General features: G+C 60.1%; 20 protein-coding genes and 1 riboswitch. Of the genes, 9 read left to right on the forward strand and 11 right to left on the reverse strand.

The genetic code is table 11. The features are described 5' to 3' along the window. The first annotated feature begins 49 nt into the window (after positions 1–49). Together IB248_RS16250 and ispG are read left to right on the forward strand one after the other, a co-directional pair. Positions 50–1,243: an MFS transporter gene (locus tag IB248_RS16250; RefSeq protein ID WP_192241227.1), complete on the forward strand. Its 1,194-nt coding sequence runs from the start codon at positions 50–52 to the stop codon at positions 1,241–1,243. 96 nt (positions 1,244–1,339) lie between these two features. Then, positions 1,340–2,590, forward strand: a complete 1,251-nt coding sequence (gene ispG / locus IB248_RS16255; RefSeq protein WP_018855914.1) for a flavodoxin-dependent (E)-4-hydroxy-3-methylbut-2-enyl-diphosphate synthase — start codon at positions 1,340–1,342, stop codon at positions 2,588–2,590. 17 nt (positions 2,591–2,607) lie between these two features. On the opposite strand, the gene IB248_RS16260 is transcribed toward ispG, so the two are convergent. Further along, on the reverse strand, positions 2,608–3,246 hold the full coding sequence (locus tag IB248_RS16260; RefSeq protein ID WP_192241228.1) for a LysE family translocator: 639 nt from the start codon (positions 3,244–3,246) through the stop codon (positions 2,608–2,610). A gap of 116 nt (positions 3,247–3,362) precedes the next feature. Beyond that, on the reverse strand, positions 3,363–4,277 hold the full coding sequence (locus IB248_RS16265) for a polyprenyl synthetase family protein (RefSeq protein ID WP_192241229.1): 915 nt from the start codon (positions 4,275–4,277) through the stop codon (positions 3,363–3,365). Positions 4,278–4,411: 134 nt separating this feature from the next. Between IB248_RS16265 and mtgA the strand changes: the two genes are divergently transcribed. The 5 genes from mtgA (at position 4,412) to IB248_RS16290 (ending at position 7,527) form a co-directional block, all read left to right on the forward strand. Further along, on the forward strand, positions 4,412–5,158 hold the full coding sequence (mtgA, locus tag IB248_RS16270) for a monofunctional biosynthetic peptidoglycan transglycosylase (RefSeq protein WP_026371609.1): 747 nt from the start codon (positions 4,412–4,414) through the stop codon (positions 5,156–5,158). A 97-nt stretch (positions 5,159–5,255) separates the two neighbouring features. After that, complete coding sequence (locus IB248_RS16275) at positions 5,256–5,975, forward strand: DUF1868 domain-containing protein (protein WP_192241230.1); 720 nt, start codon at positions 5,256–5,258, stop codon at positions 5,973–5,975. 11 nt (positions 5,976–5,986) lie between these two features. Next, positions 5,987–6,634: a glutathione S-transferase family protein gene (locus IB248_RS16280; RefSeq protein ID WP_018855909.1), complete on the forward strand. Its 648-nt coding sequence runs from the start codon at positions 5,987–5,989 to the stop codon at positions 6,632–6,634. Positions 6,635–6,790: 156 nt separating this feature from the next. Then, a complete protein-coding gene (gene rpmF / locus IB248_RS16285; protein WP_016556742.1) occupies positions 6,791–6,976 on the forward strand; it encodes a 50S ribosomal protein L32 in 186 nt (61 codons plus the stop codon). Between the two features lie 146 nt (positions 6,977–7,122). After that, a complete protein-coding gene (locus tag IB248_RS16290) occupies positions 7,123–7,527 on the forward strand; it encodes a hypothetical protein (RefSeq protein ID WP_018855908.1) in 405 nt (134 codons plus the stop codon). Between the two features lie 3 nt (positions 7,528–7,530). Here the strand turns inward: IB248_RS16290 and phaR are convergent, their stop codons facing one another. Then, the gene (gene phaR, locus IB248_RS16295) at positions 7,531–8,103 is read right to left on the reverse strand and encodes a polyhydroxyalkanoate synthesis repressor PhaR (RefSeq protein ID WP_018855907.1); all 573 of its coding nucleotides are present in this window, start codon (positions 8,101–8,103) and stop codon (positions 7,531–7,533) included. A 235-nt stretch (positions 8,104–8,338) separates the two neighbouring features. Here phaR and IB248_RS16300 point away from each other — a divergent pair, with 235 nt between their 5' ends. Together IB248_RS16300 and IB248_RS16305 are read left to right on the forward strand one after the other, a co-directional pair. After that, a complete protein-coding gene (locus IB248_RS16300; protein WP_018855906.1) occupies positions 8,339–9,520 on the forward strand; it encodes an acetyl-CoA C-acetyltransferase in 1,182 nt (393 codons plus the stop codon). 68 nt (positions 9,521–9,588) lie between these two features. Then, on the forward strand, positions 9,589–10,314 hold the full coding sequence (locus IB248_RS16305) for a beta-ketoacyl-ACP reductase (RefSeq protein WP_018855905.1): 726 nt from the start codon (positions 9,589–9,591) through the stop codon (positions 10,312–10,314). Here the strand turns inward: IB248_RS16305 and IB248_RS16310 are convergent. The 8 genes from IB248_RS16310 to metA all read right to left on the reverse strand — a co-directional run bounded on the left by IB248_RS16310 (position 10,311) and on the right by metA (position 16,719). Beyond that, the gene (locus tag IB248_RS16310) at positions 10,311–10,463 is read right to left on the reverse strand and encodes a hypothetical protein (RefSeq protein ID WP_167354919.1); all 153 of its coding nucleotides are present in this window, start codon (positions 10,461–10,463) and stop codon (positions 10,311–10,313) included. The two genes, IB248_RS16305 and IB248_RS16310, sit on opposite strands and share 4 nt — an antisense overlap. 88 nt (positions 10,464–10,551) lie before the next feature. Next, positions 10,552–10,698 carry a hypothetical protein gene (locus tag IB248_RS16315; protein WP_018855903.1) on the reverse strand — a complete coding sequence of 49 codons (147 nt, stop codon included), beginning with the start codon at positions 10,696–10,698 and terminating at the stop codon, positions 10,552–10,554. A gap of 141 nt (positions 10,699–10,839) precedes the next feature. Next, on the reverse strand, positions 10,840–11,568 hold the full coding sequence (locus tag IB248_RS16320) for an SIS domain-containing protein (RefSeq protein ID WP_018855902.1): 729 nt from the start codon (positions 11,566–11,568) through the stop codon (positions 10,840–10,842). A 14-nt stretch (positions 11,569–11,582) separates the two neighbouring features. After that, positions 11,583–12,734, reverse strand: a complete 1,152-nt coding sequence (gene nagA / locus IB248_RS16325; protein ID WP_113469693.1) for an N-acetylglucosamine-6-phosphate deacetylase — start codon at positions 12,732–12,734, stop codon at positions 11,583–11,585. Further along, complete coding sequence (locus IB248_RS16330; protein ID WP_026371608.1) at positions 12,734–13,765, reverse strand: SIS domain-containing protein; 1,032 nt, start codon at positions 13,763–13,765, stop codon at positions 12,734–12,736. Before IB248_RS16330 ends, nagA begins: the two co-directional genes overlap by 1 nt. Next, on the reverse strand, positions 13,762–14,535 hold the full coding sequence (locus tag IB248_RS16335; protein ID WP_018855899.1) for a GntR family transcriptional regulator: 774 nt from the start codon (positions 14,533–14,535) through the stop codon (positions 13,762–13,764). Before IB248_RS16335 ends, IB248_RS16330 begins: the two co-directional genes overlap by 4 nt. Before the next feature lie 112 nt (positions 14,536–14,647). Next, complete coding sequence (locus IB248_RS16340) at positions 14,648–15,670, reverse strand: aldose epimerase family protein (protein WP_018855898.1); 1,023 nt, start codon at positions 15,668–15,670, stop codon at positions 14,648–14,650. A gap of 125 nt (positions 15,671–15,795) precedes the next feature. Next, the gene (metA, locus tag IB248_RS16345; protein ID WP_018855897.1) at positions 15,796–16,719 is read right to left on the reverse strand and encodes a homoserine O-succinyltransferase; all 924 of its coding nucleotides are present in this window, start codon (positions 16,717–16,719) and stop codon (positions 15,796–15,798) included. Between the two features lie 35 nt (positions 16,720–16,754). After that, positions 16,755–16,832, reverse strand: a riboswitch (SAM riboswitch). Between the last annotated feature and the right edge of the window lie 114 nt (positions 16,833–16,946).

Below are 16,946 nucleotides of genomic sequence, written 5' to 3' on the forward strand. Positions count from 1 at the left end.
TAAACGCGTCGGGCGCGAGTGCCGACGTCGAGACACTGTGGGAAGAGACATGGATAACCACGTTAACACAGCGCCGATGGTCAGAAGCGGCTACGTAACGAAGAACAGGATAGCGGTTTCGCTGCTGTTTCTCGTCAACGGCTTCATCGTTGGCTGCTGGGCGCCGAAAATTCCCGAATTCGCAGAGCGCCTGCAGCTGAGCAAGTTTCAGTTGGGTCTGATGATCCTGGTTCTTGGTGTCGGTTCGCTTACCCTGATGCCAATCGCGGGGGCGCAAATCGCGCGCTATGGCTCGAAACTTGTCGCGCAGATCGCCGCGGTGTGCCTTCTGCCTGCGCTGCTTGCACTGACGCTTGCGCCGAACGTTGCGACAGGGGCGATCTCGATCTTTCTGTTTGGCGGCTTCATGGGCGCCATGGACGTTGCCATGAATGCGAATGCGGTTGCGGTCGAGCAATCGATGCGGCGGTCGATCATGTCCTCGTGCCACGCCTTTTGGAGTTTGGGCGGTTTGATCGGTGCCGGCCTCGGTGGCCTGCTGATCGCCAAGGTCGGCGTGCTCTGGCATGCGCAGATTGCGACTGCGCTTGCGGCGATCGTTTTGGGTATCGCCTGGAGGATGATCCTTGCGGACCCTCCGCATCCCGACGAGAAGAAGGAAAAGCTCCGGCTGCCTCTGGTGCCGCTGCCATGGCTGATCGGATTGATGGCGCTGTTCTCGATGGTTCCCGAGGGCGCTGTGCTGGATTGGGGCGCGCTCTACCTGCGTGAAGAACTGGGAGCATCGGTGGCGCTTTCCGGCTTCGGCTTTGCGGCGTTTTCGCTGACGATGTCGGTCATGCGGTTTGGCGGCGATCTTGTTCGCGACCGGCTTGGCGGCGTGATGACGCTTCGGATCTGCACGCTGTTTGCAATATCAGGCATGCTGCTCGCCGCCTTTGCGCCCAATGCGGAAATTGCGATCCTAGGCTTTGCGCTTTGCGGGATCGGGATCTCGAACATGGTTCCGATTGCCTTTTCGGCTGCCGGCAATATTCCGGGCCTGCGCGCCGGCATTGGCCTCTCGGTGGTAACCACCATGGGCTATTCCGGCATGCTGGTGGCTCCGTCGGCAATCGGTTTCGTGGCGGAGCATATCGGCTTCAGCGTCGTCTTCATGGCTTTGCCGGTGTTGCTGGTCGTCGTGCTGCTGTTTTCGAACCTTGCACGCTATGCCGACGGCATATCGGGTGGCGGTCACTGAGACGGCTCCAAGCAAAAGTGATGTGCGGGGCGGTTGACAACAAAGCGGGCATGATCCACCTGAAAGACACGAAATTCAGGGGTTCAAGAACTCTATATGTCTTCTGCTGCAGATTTTGATCCGAAGCCGCGCCGCGCATCCGTTGCGGTCGATGTTGGTGGCGTCATCGTGGGTGGTGGTGCGCCTGTTGTCGTCCAGTCGATGACGAATACCGACACTGCGGATATAGACTCCACCGTTGCGCAGGTGGCGGCTCTTTTCAAAGCGGGGTCCGAGATTGTCCGCATCACCGTCGACCGCGACGAGAGCGCTGCCGCGGTTCCGAAGATTCGCGAACGGCTGCTGCGCCTTGGCATGGACGTCCCGCTCGTCGGTGATTTTCACTACATCGGCCACAAGCTTCTTGCCGACCATCCGGCCTGCGCCGAGGCACTGGCGAAATACCGTATCAATCCGGGCAACGTCGGCTTCAAGGACAAGAAGGACAAGCAGTTCGGCGACATCATCGAGATGGCGATCCGCTACGACAAGCCGGTGCGCATCGGTGTGAACTGGGGTTCGCTGGATCAGGAGTTGCTGACGGCGCTGATGGACCAGAACGCCGAGGCTGGCTCACCGCTTTCGGCGCGTCAAGTGACGCGTGAGGCAATCGTGCAGTCCGCCTTGATCTCGGCCAATCTGGCCGAAGAGATCGGCCTTCCGCGCAACCGCATCATCCTGTCCGCCAAGGTCAGCCAGGTCCAGGATCTGATCGCCGTCTATTCGATGCTCTCCGAACGCTCCGACCACGCCCTGCATCTCGGCCTTACCGAAGCCGGCATGGGCAGCAAGGGGATCGTCGCTTCATCGGCTGCCATGGGCTATGTGCTGCAGCAGGGAATCGGCGATACGATCCGCGTGTCGCTGACGCCGGAGCCGAATGGCGACCGGACGCGCGAAGTGCAGGTTGCCCAGGAGCTGCTGCAGGTGATGGGCTTCCGCCAGTTCGTGCCTGTCGTTGCGGCTTGTCCCGGCTGTGGGCGCACGACCTCGACCGTATTCCAAGAATTGGCGCAGAACATCCAGAACGACCTTCGCAAGAACATGCCGGTCTGGCGCGAGAAATATCCGGGTGTCGAAGCGCTGAACGTTGCGGTCATGGGCTGCATCGTCAACGGACCAGGTGAAAGCAAGCACGCCGACATCGGCATTTCCCTGCCCGGCACCGGCGAAACGCCGGCTGCGCCCGTGTTCATCGACGGCAAGAAGGCGTTGACCCTGCGCGGGCCGAACATCGCTTCTGACTTTGAGGCGCTCGTGGTCGACTACATCGAAAAGCGCTTCGGGCAGAAGACGGCCGCCGAATAAGCGGCAATCGAAAACGCTCAGATTCGGCTGGTCAGCAGCTTCAGCCCCGCGACACAGTAGAAGGCGGCCATGGCCCCCTCGATCCAGCGGCGTATGTTGCGGTAGATCTTCAACGCATGTGGTGTCGAGAACAACACGGCGTAGCCCATGAAGACGGTAAAGCCTGTCACCATGCACACTCCGATGATCAGGCCGGCGACGGGTGCCGGCGCGCCCTGCGGCATGCCGAGGGCGATGATCGCCAGCCACGCGAAAATGGCCTTCGGGTTGGTGATGTGGATACCATAGCCGCGCAGCAACTGGGCCCGCGTCGAAAGGTTTCTCTGCACGACAGCTGTCGGCAGGTCATTGTTGGCGCGTACGGCCTTGAAGGCCTTGTAGGCGAGATAAAGCAGATAGAGGCCGCCGAAGACCTTCAGGATCTCAAGCGCGATGGCGTAGGTCTGGAGGATGGTCGCAAGACCGAGAGCGGCGGCGCAGGCCCAGGTGAACGAACCCGCGAAGATGCCAAGCGCGATGGTCATGCCTGCCTTCCGGCCGTGCGTCATCGACGTCGACACGATGGCCATGATTGCCGGACCAGGGCTGATGACGGCGATCAGATAGGCGACGTAGGCCGGCAGGATCTGCGGCAGGTAGGTCGGGATCTCATGCATCTTGCGTCTCTTGTTCGGCCACTCGGCTATTGCCGGTTTTTTTGCCCCGGCTCCACGCGAACGACAAGGGACTGCATCTCGTCAGGTGGCGGAAATATTGTCTCGGTGACGCTTTTTCAGCTCTTGCGTCCGGCAATGAAGCGAGCTGCTTCAGTCAGAACTGTGCCGCGCCCGGCATAGGGAGACAGCAGTGCTTCGGCCTCGCGCACATGCTCGGCAAGCTTGGCTTCCGCCCATGCCATGCCGTGCAGTGCCACCAATGTGCCCTTGCTGCGACCGGCGTCCTTACCCGTCGCCTTGCCCATTGTGGTTGCATCGGAGGTGAGATCGAGAATGTCGTCCGCGAGCTGGAAGGCGAGGCCGATCCTCTCGCCGAACTGACGCAGTCGTGTACGATCCTCCGGCGAAGCGCCGGCAATGATGGCGCCGGCTTCGCAGGCAAAGCGGATGAGCGCGCCTGTTTTCATTGCCTGCAGCGTCACGATGCCTTGTTCGTCCGGCGCCTGCTTCTCGGCGGCAAGGTCGAGTGCCTGACCGCCTGCCATGCCCCCGATGCCTGCGGCTCGCGCCAGCGCGAGCGTCAACGCCACTTTGGCGGCATCAGGCAATTTCGTTTCGGGCGCAGCGATGATGTCAAAGGCATAGGTGAGCAGACTATCGCCAGTGAGGATGGCGGTCGCCTCGTCATAGGCGATGTGCACGGTCGGCTTGCCTCGACGCAGGTCGTCGTCGTCCATTGCCGGCAGATCGTCGTGAACCAGCGAATAACAGTGCACGCATTCGAGTGCCGCGCCCACACGCAGCGCCGCGTCTCTGTCCCCGCCGAGCAGCGATGCCGCCTCGATGACCAGGAAAGGGCGGAGCCGCTTGCCGCCGTTCAGGCTGGCATAGTGCACGGCTGAACGCAGCCGTTCCGGACGGGCGATCTCGCCGTTCAATACGGATGACGACAGCAGGGTGTCGAGCACAGCCTCGACCTCGCGCGCGGTGGCCGTCAATCTGGCTTCGAATGTTTCAGAGCTTGCGTCCATGGCGCGCTGTTTGGCATGAGCTGCCTTCCCTCTGCAACGGAATTGTCGATCATCCGGCGAAGATTTCCTTTGTCTCTGGCAATGCCAGTTCGCAAACGGTATGGAGGAGAAGGGCAAGAGACTGGGTCGGGGAATTGGACATCACGCCGGAGAGAGAGGAAAGCATGACCGTGCCGTTTCACAGGCACGCGTTGTTTTGGCTCAAGGGCCGGCCCGTGATCATGCGCATCGCTCTCGCACTGGCGGCGCTCGTCATTCTTCCCTATGTCCTGATTGTCCTCTATCTGCTGCCTTTCGTTCACCCCGTTTCCACGCTCATGCTTCGCGATCTGGTGCTGCTGCGCGGCTACGACCGGCAATGGGTATCGCTCGACGATATCTCGCCGGTTCTCGTCCAGTCGGTGATGATGTCCGAGGATGGACAATATTGCTTCCACGGCGGTGTCGATTGGGGCGAGATGCGGATGTTGTTGGAGGATACGCTGAGCGGCCAGGCGACCCGTGGCGGAAGTACGATCCCGATGCAGACGGTGAAGAACCTGTTCCTCTGGAATAGCCGGTCCTTCGTTCGCAAGGCGATGGAGCTGCCGTTGGCTGTGACCGCAGATTTCGTCTGGTCGAAGCGGCGCCTGATGGAGATCTATCTCAACATTGCCGAATGGGGGCCGGGGGTATACGGCATCGAGGCCGCGGCACGTCACCATTTCAACGTGCCGGCATCGAAGTTGACCAGTCGGCAGGCCGCTCTTCTTGCCGTGTCGCTTCCCAACCCCTTCGATCGCAACGCCGGCAAGCCCGGGCGTGGCTTGCGACGGCTCGCCGGCCTGATCGAGCGCCGCGCGCGAGGGTCGGGCGATTACATCAGATGCATTTATGATTGATATCGCAATAAGTCGTTGGTGCTCATGAGTGTCATCTGGCATTCGTGCTTTAAAATTATGGACGGAAATCCCTCCATCAAAGACCGGATTACCAGCGATGATTTCTGCCCTTTCGCCCAGCCTTCTGACCTATTCCGCCATTCATAATCCTGTCCCGCCGAGGCATCTCGGGACCCGCTACGACGCAACTGGGACGTTTCTGCGCGAGCCCGGCAATACGGTAGTCTGTCATCTGGTCGAGGGATCGCGCTCGCAGCGGGCGATCGTTGAAGCGCGTGAGACGTTTCTGGCGATGCCGGAAGCTTCGCAGTTCGCCTTCACGCCGATCTCCAGCCTGCACATGACCCTGTTTCAGGGTATTATCGAGTATCGCCGCACGCCGCCTTACTGGCCGGAGGACGTGGCGCTTGATACCGGGATCGAGCGCATGAGCGAGATCTTTCTGGATCGGCTGCAATCCTACGAGCCACCGGGCCCGTTTGAGGTTGAAGTCACCGAGGTCACGCCGGTCGGACTTACGGTGGACGGCATTACCGCAGCGGACCGGCGGATCATGAAGGACTGGCGGGACGCGTTCGCCCCTGTGTTCGGCTACCGGCACCCGGATCATGACACCTATGCGTTCCACGTCACATTCTGCTATCCGATCGCAAGGCTGCCGGAAGCGGCGCTCCCGGCATGGCAGGCGATGCTCGATGGCGCGCTTGCCACACTGCGCGAAACCGCTCCGGTGATAGAATTGAAGCCTCCGGCCTTCTGCTCTTTCGACGATATGAACCATTTCGAGGAGCGGCTTGTGTTCGCGCCTGCAGCGTAAAGGGAGATTTCATGGACAAGCTCACGCTCTATATCGGCAACAAGAACTATTCGTCCTGGTCGCTTCGGCCATGGATCGCCATGACGGCCGCCGGCATTCCCTTCGAGGAGGTGCTGGTTCCCTTCGATTTTCCCGCCGGCAATCCGCGCTTCAGGGAGTTCTCGCCAACGGGGCAGGTTCCTGTGCTTCTGCACGGCGAGGTTCGTGTCTGGCAGTCACTGGCGATCATCGAATATGTTGCCGAGCTCTTCCCGGAAGCCGGGCTATGGCCAAGGGAGCGTGGGAAGCGAGCGGTCGCGCGCGCTGTTTCCATGGAAATGCTTGCGGGTTTCGGAGCCCTGCGGAACGCCTGCCCGATGAATATCCGGCGGCCGAAGGGCAAGATCGCGCTTGCTGATGGGGTCATGGCCGATGTCGCCCGCATCGAGACGATCTGGCGCGACCTGCGCGCCCACTCCGGCGGGCCGTTCCTTTTTGGCGGTTTTTCAGGCGCCGACGCGATGTTCGCGCCAGTTGTCAGTCGTTTCGATGTATACGACCTGGTATCTGCCGGCGACACGCTCAGTTATATTGCAGCCATCAAGGCGCATCCCGCCTGGAAAAAGTGGGAAGAGGCGGCGCGATCCGAGCCCTGGATTGTCGAGGAAGACGAGGTCTGACCCTTGAATCGCAGGAATCTCAAAAAATAAGCTTGGGGACTGGTCAAGCCCCCTCAAGGCATGTATAAGCGCGCAAAATTTCCGAAATCGCGATACGTCGTTTCGGCCGCCAGTCTGGCCGTAGGATGTGTTTGCCCGTGAAGTGGAGTAAGAGAAATGGCTGTACCGAAGAGAAAAACGAGCCCGTCCAAGCGCGGTATGCGCCGCTCTGCCGACGCGCTGAAGGCTGCGACCTACGTTGAAGACAAGAACTCCGGCGAACTGCGCCGTCCGCACCATATCGATCTGAAGACCGGTATGTATCGCGGCCGTCAGGTTCTGACGCCGAAGGAAAGCGCATAATACATTTGCGCTCTGTCTGAGTAAGACTTGCGAGGTCGGCCATGTGCCGGCCTTTTGCTTTTTCCGACGACAAATACATTCTTTGGATGGCTTGAAGTCACGCGGCGATTTACGGCACTATTCTCTCGCTGGGGGAGATTTGCCACATGTTCAATGCTGTGCCGCTGATGGTTATTCCGTTCATTCTCTACAATATGTCGATGCTGGGCTTGATGGGCGGCGGCGGGCTTCCATCGCTCGAAAACGATGTCATCGTTTTGTCGATGATTTCGGGGGCCATGTGGAGCATGTCGCTCGGCGACCTCTTCATCGTCATCGCGCTTGCGGTTCTGTTCTTCGAAATACTGAAGGCGACCCGCAATGACGGCAGCCTTACCAATCACATATTGTCGATGCTCGTCTTTATTGCCTTCCTGGTCGAGTTTCTCCTCGTCCAGGATGCGGCCACCCAGGTTTTCTTCATCCTGATGACGATTGTGTTGATCGATGTGATTGGCGGCTTTGCCGTATCTATTCGCACCGCCAGGCGCGATGTTTCGATCGGGCTCTGACGCTTAGAGACTATCGAGTTTGTTCTGAAGGGCGCGCAGCTGTTCCTTCAGCTCGTCGATGTCCTTTGCTTCCGCCTTGCGGCTCTCCTTGGCCGGCGGCGTCATGAACGGTGAAAACATCTGCATGGCCTGCTGGAACATCTCGGTATTGCGACGGACCTGGTCTTCGACCAGCTGCATCGGCAGTTGCAGGTTCTTGCCGATCGGCGTTTCGCCGAAAGCGCGCGTGACCTGCTCGCGCATCTGCGCCTGCTGTTCGGTAAAGGCGCGCATGGAGTGTTCCAGGAAGCTCGGAACGACCATCTGCATCTGGTCGCCGTAATAGGTAATCAGCTGGCGGAGGAACGAGATCGGCAGGAGCGTGTTGCCCGTCTTGGATTCCTGTTCGAAAATGATTTGTGTCAGTACCGAGTGGGTAATGTCGTCCCCGCTTTTTGCATCCTGGACCGTAAAATCCTCCCCCTTCTTTACCATCTCCGCCAGGTCTTCCAACGTTACGTAAGTGCTGGTGCCTGTGTTGTAGAGGCGGCGATTGGCGTATTTCTTGATTACGATCTGCCCGTCATTCTTCGCCATATCAGTCTCCCGAAGCCCGTCTGATTGTTATGGAAATTCCTCCACGGAGGAATGTAGACGCAAACGAAGCCCAGTGACAATCTCTTTGTGCGATGCGGCAACCCCTTTTGCAGCAGAGATAATTTGCCCCAGCGTAAGCAGTGCCTAAAATTGAATGTTAGCGTCTTGTCGTTTGACTTGGCGCTGAAGCTTTGTCAGTTTCCTCTGTATCTGATGGAGTTAACAGGAGATCGTCATGTCGAGTTCATCCATCGTCATCGCTAGTGCAGGCCGCACAGCCGTTGGCTCATTTAATGGCGCGTTCGCCACCGTTCCGGCCCATGAACTGGGTGCGGCCGCGGTCAAAGGTGCGCTGGAGCGTGCAGGCGTCGATGCCAGCGAAGTCGATGAAGTCATTCTCGGCCAAGTTCTTCCGGCTGGCGAAGGCCAGAACCCGGCCCGCCAGGCCGCCATGAAGGCGGGCGTTCCCAAGGAGGCGACGGCATGGGGCGTCAACCAGCTCTGTGGCTCCGGTCTTCGGGCGGTGGCGCTCGGCATGCAGCAGATCGCGCTCGGTGACGCAAAGATCATCGTCGCCGGCGGTCAGGAGTCGATGTCGATGGCGCCGCATGCTGCGCATCTGCGCGGCGGCGTCAAAATGGGCGACATGAAGATGGTCGACACCATGATCAAGGACGGCCTGACGGACGCCTTCTACGGCTATCACATGGGCATCACCGCCGAGAACATTGCCCGCCAGTGGCAGCTCTCCCGCGAGGAGCAGGACCGCTTTGCCGTCGCGTCGCAGAACAAGGCGGAAGCCGCGCAAAAGGCGGGTCGCTTCGCCGATGAAATCATTCCGTACGTTATCCAGACACGAAAGGGCGACGTCACTGTCGATGCCGACGAGTACATCCGTCATGGTGCGACATTCGAATCGATGGCCAAGCTGCGTCCTGCCTTCGACAAGGAAGGCACGGTGACCGCGGCGAATGCCTCCGGCCTGAATGATGGCGCTGCTGCAGCCGTGCTTATGACTGAAGCTGAGGCCTCCCGTCGTGGTATCCAGCCGCTCGTCCGCATTGTTTCCTGGGCTACGGCAGGCGTTGATCCGCAGGTCATGGGAACCGGACCGATCCCAGCGTCGCGCAAGGCGCTGGAAAAGGCGGGTTGGTCTGTCGGCGATCTCGATCTGGTCGAAGCAAACGAAGCCTTTGCCGCGCAAGCATGCGCGGTCAACAAGGACCTCGGCTGGGATCCTTCGATCGTCAACGTCAACGGTGGCGCGATCGCGATCGGTCACCCAATCGGCGCGTCCGGCGCGCGGGTGCTCAACACGCTCCTCTTCGAGATGAAGCGCCGTGGCGCCAAGAAGGGATTGGCGACGTTGTGCATCGGTGGCGGCATGGGCGTCGCGATGTGCTTTGAAGCTCTTTGAACAGCAGGCAATCCAACCATAACCTGAGCCCCGCAGGATAGCGGGGCCTTCAAATGAGGGAGCTGAACATGAGCAGGGTGGCTGTTGTCACTGGTGGTACCCGCGGCATTGGCGCCGCGATTTCCGTCGCACTGAAGAATGCAGGCTATGCAGTTGCCGCCAACTACGCGGGCAACGACGAGAAGGCGAACGCCTTTCACAGCAGGACAGGCATTCCCGTCTTCAAATGGGATGTTTCCGACTATGCATCATGCGGTGAGGGCATCGCGAAGGTAGAGGCTGAACTGGGTCCGGTCGACGTCCTTGTCAACAACGCCGGGATCACCCGGGACGCAATGTTCCACAAGATGACGCCGCAACAGTGGCACGAGGTCGTCAACACCAACCTCACCGGACTCTTCAACATGACGCACCAGGTCTGGGGTGGCATGCGCGACCGAAGCTACGGGCGGATTGTCAACATCTCTTCGATCAACGGCCAGAAGGGGCAGATGGGGCAGGCGAACTATTCGGCGGCCAAGGCCGGCGACCTCGGCTTCACCAAGGCACTTGCGCAGGAGGGTGCAGCCAAGAACATCACCGTGAATGCGATCTGCCCGGGCTATATCGGGACGGAAATGGTTCTCGCAGTTCCCGAGAAAGTCCTCAATGAACGGATTATTCCGCAGATTCCGGTCGGCCGCTTGGGCGAGCCTGAAGAGGTTGCCCGCTGCGTCGTCTTCCTGGTTTCCGATGATGCGGGTTTCATTACCGGATCGACGCTCAGCGCCAATGGCGGCCAGTTGTTCGTTTAGCGGATGGAGGCTGTAAGGCCGTTATCGTGGCTCTCGATCTGCTGCGAATAGCGGCCTTGCTGGCTGCGCGTATCGTACGGATTCAAGTATGCCGCATAGGTCGCCATGGCGATCGTCAATATTGCGGCTGCGCCGATAATTCTGGTCATGCCCTGCACTCCGAATTCCCCACGGCCCATTGGTCGTTCAAACCGGTGTCGATATTGGGGCGGATTTGAGGAATTATTAGGCTGTCTTTCAGCCCTTTGGGTGACGTCTTGCCTTAGCCCTGACCGGCACCTTTTGCATTGCGCGATCTTCGCCGCGAAGAGCGGCAGCGGCCGTTGTCACGAATGCAGCCGCAATCAGGATGGCGACCGCGGAATTCAAGATAATCTGTGTCATGGGACCGTTCCTTTCCAAGTCGGCAGGACGTAGCTTGCCGCTGTTCTTGAAAGAAATATGCGCCTCACTCGCACGGTCCGGTAGATTGAACTTTGGCGACCGACTGTCGGCGTGGCGTTGACAATCGGGCGCCGCGCTCTCCTAGAGGTGCGGATTGCGCGGTCGGTATTTTGACACCAGCCGCTGGTTCACCGCTGCCGCGCCCGGCATGTTGGCGCTGAGATAGATCGGTGCGTCGCCGCTCTTCGCCAGCTCCGAAGCAACCTCTGCGAAGATCGCGTTGAGGACCGTTGCACCGATCGCCGTGGAAACCGGCCCGACTTTTAGCTCCGTGCCCGGGAGCGCTATCACGGCATCGCCAGGGGGAAGACCGTTGTCCAGTACGATATCGGCGATGTCGGCCAGCCGCCGCCGGCCGTTTGCAATCGCACTCGAATAGGAGACCGACGTGATGGCGATCACCTTGGCGCCGATTTCGTGGCCATAATCGGCAGCTTCGATCGGCGCTGCATTCACGCCGGAGTTCGATGCGATGATGATGACGTCGCCGGGCTGCATCCCATAGCGCTCCAGTACCGGCCGCACCAATCCTTGCGTACGCTCGTAAACGGAACTGATTACGGCGCCTTCGTGCAGCATTGCGGAGCCGACGAGGACCGGGATCGTCAAGGCGAGGCCGCCTGCTCGATAGTGGAGCTCTTCCGCCAGCATATGCGAGTGCCCGGTGCCGAACACATAGACCCGCTTGTCGTTGTGGGCGGCTTCCAGGATCGCTCTGGCCGCCAAAGCCATGGGCTCGGCGAGTTCCGTCTTCAAGGCCTCGAGCCGGCCAATCAGATTGGAGAAATAAGCATCGGTGATCGCGGTCATCACATCCTCGCTTTCTAGGCGGCTTCACCGCTGATGAAGGTCCGTGTGACCTCCAGGGCGTCGGTGAGATGCACCAGGTCGGCCCGGGCGCCCGGTGACAGGTGGCCGCGGTCGTCAAGGCGCAGGAAGCGCGCCGGGTAGAGCGTCGCCATGCGAAGGGCCTCGGCGAGAGTCAGTTCCAGATAGGTAATCCCGTAGCGGATGGTGGACGCCATATCGACATCGGAGCCCGCGAGCGTGCCGTCCGAAAGAACCAGCTTCGAGCAGAACCCGCCCCTTTCGCGCCGAACCGTACGACCGTTCAACGTGAAAGAGTCTTGCTCCGATCCAACCAGCGACATCGCGTCGGTGACGAAAAAGAGCTTGCCCTCGCCCCGCTTGGCACGAAGCGCGGTTCGAAGCGCCTTCGGATCGACATGATGGCCGTCGGCGATGATGCCGCACCAGACCGAGGGGTGATCGATGGCCGCACCGACCAGACCGGGCGCCCGGTGGCCAAGCTGGCTCATGGCGTTGAAAAGATGGGTGACGCCACGTGCGCCGGCATCGAACCGTACCTCTGCCGCCTCACTGGAGCAATCGGAATGACCGATGCTGACGGTGACGCCGGCTTCGCTGAGTTCGCGCACCTGTTTCGACGTGACCTGTTCGGCCGCCATCGTTACCAGCAGCGTGCCGATCGCCTCCTTGGCCACAATGAACGCCTTCACGTCCCTGTCTTCGACCGGGCGCATGAGCTCGGCAAGGTGTGCTCCCTTGCGGGCAGGCGCCAGATGCGGGCCCTCGAGGTGCAGACCCGCCACGCCGCGGTTCGACTTGACGGCTTCCTTGGCTGCCTCGATTGCTGCTGCTGTCGCGTCCGCGGTATCGGTGATCAGCGTCGGCAGCAATGCAGTCGTTCCGTAAGGGCGATGACCTTCAGCAATCATGTACATGGAGGCTGGCGACGGCTCGTCGTTGAGCATCCGGCCGCCACCGCCGTTCACTTGCGCATCGATGAAACCTGCGGAAAGCACGCCGCCTTCAAAGCGCGTGTGCTCACCGTCAGGAAGGTCGCCTGCCGCCGCAATCGCCTCGACACGGCCGTTCGAGACAATGAGCGCCTTGTCGTCGTGGAAGCGCTGACCGTCGAAGATCCGCGCGCCGGAGAAGATCTTGCGAACCATCACATCGTCTCCGTGACCTTGAGCAGGTTGGCCGGCTTGTCGGGGTCGAATCCTTTCCGACGGGTGACCGACTCGATCAGGCGGTAGTAGACGAGCAGCGAAACAAGGGGATCGAGCAATCCGCTGCCGGTCGTGGGCACCTGGACATTGATGCCGGAAACCGGCTTGGCCGAGAACGGCACGGTGGTGGCGCCCAGCTTTTGCAGTCGCTCCAGAGCCTGCACGTTATTGCCGAAGGCCGGATCATCCGGCGTGAAGGCGACGATCGGGAAGCCTGGCTGAACAAGGCGCATCGGACCATGCATCAGCTCGGCAAGGGAGAAGGCTTCTGCATGCAGGCCTGCCGTCTCCTTGGCTTTCAAGGCTGCCTCAAGGGCGATGGCGAAGGCAGGACCGCGACCAGCGGTGTAGAGTGAGCTGGCGTTGAATAGGACGTCCTCTGCGGCCTTCGTATCGATGCCGCTGGTTGCCTGGAGGGCATCGGGCAGCTTTTCCAGGGAGGCATGCAGATCGCGCTTGCCGCTGATGGCGGCCGTGACACCGGAAAGCGCGGCGACCGAGGCAATGAAGGACTTGGTCGCAGCTACGCTCTTTTCGGCGCCCGCATTGAGCCCGAGAACGATGTCGGCCTGCTTGGCAAGCGGACTATCGGTGACGTTGACGACAGCGATCGTCGTTGCGCCGCCGCGTTTTGCCGCATCCTGCAAGGCAACGATGTCGGGGCTCGCGCCGGATTGCGACACTGTGAAGTGGATGCCACCCTTCAGATGCAGCGATGCGCTGTAGACCGAGGCGATCGAAGGGCCAACCGATGCGACTGGCACGCCACAGGTGATCTCGAACAGGTATTTGAAGAAGGTCGCGGCGTGGTCCGAAGAGCCGCGCGCCGCGGTCGTCACGACGCTCGGAGCGCCCGATGCAAACAGCTTTGCAATTTCGTCGAGGACGGGCCTTTCTTTCTGCAGCAGCGTTGCGACGACCTCCGGCGACTGGCCGGCTTCCTGCAACATTAGCGACGGGCTTTCACTCATAGGTCATCTCCGATTCTCAATTCCGCAACAAAATCATATGCATCACCACGATAGTGGGAGCGGGTGTATTCAACGACACGCTGGTCCTCCAGACGCGACACACGTTCGATCAGCAGTGCGGGCGCGCCGGCATTCACGTTAAGCGCAGCGGCCGACGACGGATCGAGTGTGACCGCCGTCAATCTCTGCAGCGCTCGGACCGGGCGGTGGCCGTTCGCCGCGAGCGCTTCATAAAGAGATCCCTCGCCGCCACCGCCTTCGCCGAGAAACTTTATCGGCACGACAGCGCGTTCGATGGCAAGCGGCAGCCCGTCGGCAAGGCGCAGACGATCGAGGCGAAGAACCGGTTCATCAAGCCCAAGGCCAAGCAGGAACGCCTCTTCCGGAGATGGCGTGTTGACCGTCCGAGACAAGATCCTTGCGGCCGGAGCGCGGCCGCGCGAGCGCATGTCGGCAGAAAACGACGAGAGCCGCCACAGCGACTGTTCCATTCGCTCGACCTTGGCGGAAACGAAGGTGCCGCTTCCGTGCCGCGACTCGAGCGTGCCTGAATTCATCAGGTCGCGATAGGCGGTCCGAACGGTGACACGCCCGACCTTCAAGGCTTCGGCCAGATCGCGCTCGCCGGGGAGCGCCGTTCCGGGCTTCAGCAACCCTTCCTGGATCAAACCGGTCAGCGCCTGTGCCAGCCGCTTGTAAAGCGGCCCGGTCAACGCCTCGTCGCGCAGGCCACGGCTGTTCAGTTCCGCTATCAGACTGGTTCTATCCATCTCGCAATAATAGAACCTATTTAGAACCAATCGCAAGCAAGAAATGACGCGCAGAAAAAACCCCCGCAGGAAGCCTGCGAGGGTTGGCTCATTCGAGAACAAGGCGAGAGCGTTAGCTCTTCGAGAAAATGTAATCCGTTTCCTGACGCAACACTTCACCCGGGCGCAAAACGGCATCGGGGAAGCCCTCGTGGTTGATCGCATCCGGCCAGATCTGTGTTTCCAGGCAGAAGCCGGCGAAGGGACCATACTTGCGTCCATCGAGGCCTGGCACAGGCACGTCGAGTTTGAAGCCGGCGTAGAACTGTACGCCGGGCTCCGTGGTGCGAACTTCCAGCGAAACGCCTGAGTTCAGGCTGCGGGCAAGCGCGACGGAGCGCTTTGCGGTGCGTTCGGTGGAGAGGCAGAAATTGTGATCGTAGAGCGCCTGTTCGCTACCGTCGAACCGCTTCATGGGCGACATCTCGCGGAAGTCGAAAACCGTTCCGGCGACGGGCCGTACCTCTCCGGTCGGGATCTGCAACTCATTCGTCACGAGGTAGCCGTCGGCCGCAATCATGATGTCGTGGCCGAGCGCATCGTCGCGGCCGTCGAGGTTGAAATAGGCATGCTGGCAGACGTTAGCGATCGTCGGTTGATCGCTCGTCGATTCGTAGGTCACGGAAAATTCGCCGTTGCCGTGTACCCGGTACGTCGCCTGGATGGTGCAGTTGCCCGGATAGCCGCCGCGACCGTCGGGATCGACGATCTTCAACACGACGCGGTCGGCATCATGCTCGACGATTGTCCAGTTCCGCTTGGCGATGTTGTCCTTGCCGCCGTGAAGATGGGTAACGCCCTTCTCGTTGAGGTCGAGTTGATAGTTCTTGCCATCCAAGGTGAACTTGCCGCCGCCGATGCGGTTTGCGCAGCGCCCAGGCGTCGCTCCAAAATAAGAGGAGTGGGCGGGGTAGCTGTCAAAATCGTCGAAGCCAAGCAGCAGCGGCGCATCGTGACCGTCAAGGCGGAGATCCTGAATGACGGCGCCCCAGGTGATGATCTTGGCGGTCAGCCCGCCACCCTTGATCTCGACACGAAAGACAGTCTCGCCCGACTGGGTTTGCCCAAAAACTTCCCGTTTCAACATTTCCGCCATAGCGACCATCCAGATATATCTTTAATTGAGGCAGGGAACCTGCCCCCATTTGCCGCAAACCGCAACGGGTGTCGTAAAAAAGAAGCACGGTCAGACTAGGCGCGGCCGCTTAGCATCGGCTTCTGTCAGTTGCCCTTGCCGATGTCGTTGAGATCGTAAGGTGTCGTCTGGTAGATCTCGTTGATCCAGTTGCCGAACAACAGGTGCGCGTGGCTGCGCCAGCGATTTTGCGGCGCCAGCGACGGATCGTTGTGCGGGAAATAGTTGTGCGGCATCTTGATCGGCACGCCGGCATTCACGTCGCGGAAGTACTCGTCCGAGAGCGACGTTGAATCGTACTCCACATGATTGAACATATAGAGCCGCTTGCCCTTGCGTTCATGCACCAGGCAGACGCCCATTTCGCTGGATTCCATCAGGATCTCCAGGTCTGGTGACTTTTCGATGTCGCTGCGGCGAACCTCGGTCCAGCGCGACACGGGCACTTCGAAATTGTCGGAGAAACCGTTCAGGTAGACCGACGACGGCTTCAGATTCCGGTGTCGGTAGACACCGAAGGCCTTCTCCTTGAGTTCGTACTTCGGAACGCCGTGGAAATGATAGATCGCGGCCATCGCGCCCCAGCAGACGTTCATCGACGAATGGACGTTGGTTTCCGTCCAGTCGAAAATCTGCTGCATTTCACCCCAATAGTTCACGTCCTCGTAGGGCAGTGTCTCGATCGGCGCGCCTGTTGTGATGAAGCCGTCGAACTTGCGGTCCTTCACTTCCTCCCACGTCTGGTAGAAGGCGAGAAGATGGTCTTCCGAGGTGTTCTTTGCTTTATGGTTGCCCACGCGGATGAGCGAAAGCTCCACCTGCAGCGGCGAAGCGCCGACCAGGCGGGCCATCTGCAATTCCGTCTTGATCTTGTTGGGCATGAGGTTGAGAAGCCCGATCTGCAGCGGCCGGATGTCCTGACGGATTGCCGCCGTCTCGGTCATCACGCGTACGCCTTCCTGAACCAGGGTTTCAAACGCAGGCAAGGTATCGGGGATCTTGATGGGCATTGCGGTCACTCGATCAAAGAAACGAATATATCGCTATCGGTCCGCACGCGGCCCTTTAGCAACTTCTTTAACGTGGCTGCAAGCCGGCCGGCCAAATCACCACGGAGTGCCTTAAATAGCGCCAGTCGGGCTGCGAATCAATTGCTCATACGAAGAGTGGGGTCGATGCGAAGTCACTCACACGTTAAAGGTTGCTAGAATCTGTTGGTGGACACAGCGAATCACCA

The sequence above is a fragment of the Rhizobium sp. RHZ01 genome (genome assembly GCF_014851595.1).
GTDB lineage: Bacteria > Pseudomonadota > Alphaproteobacteria > Rhizobiales > Rhizobiaceae > Rhizobium > Rhizobium altiplani.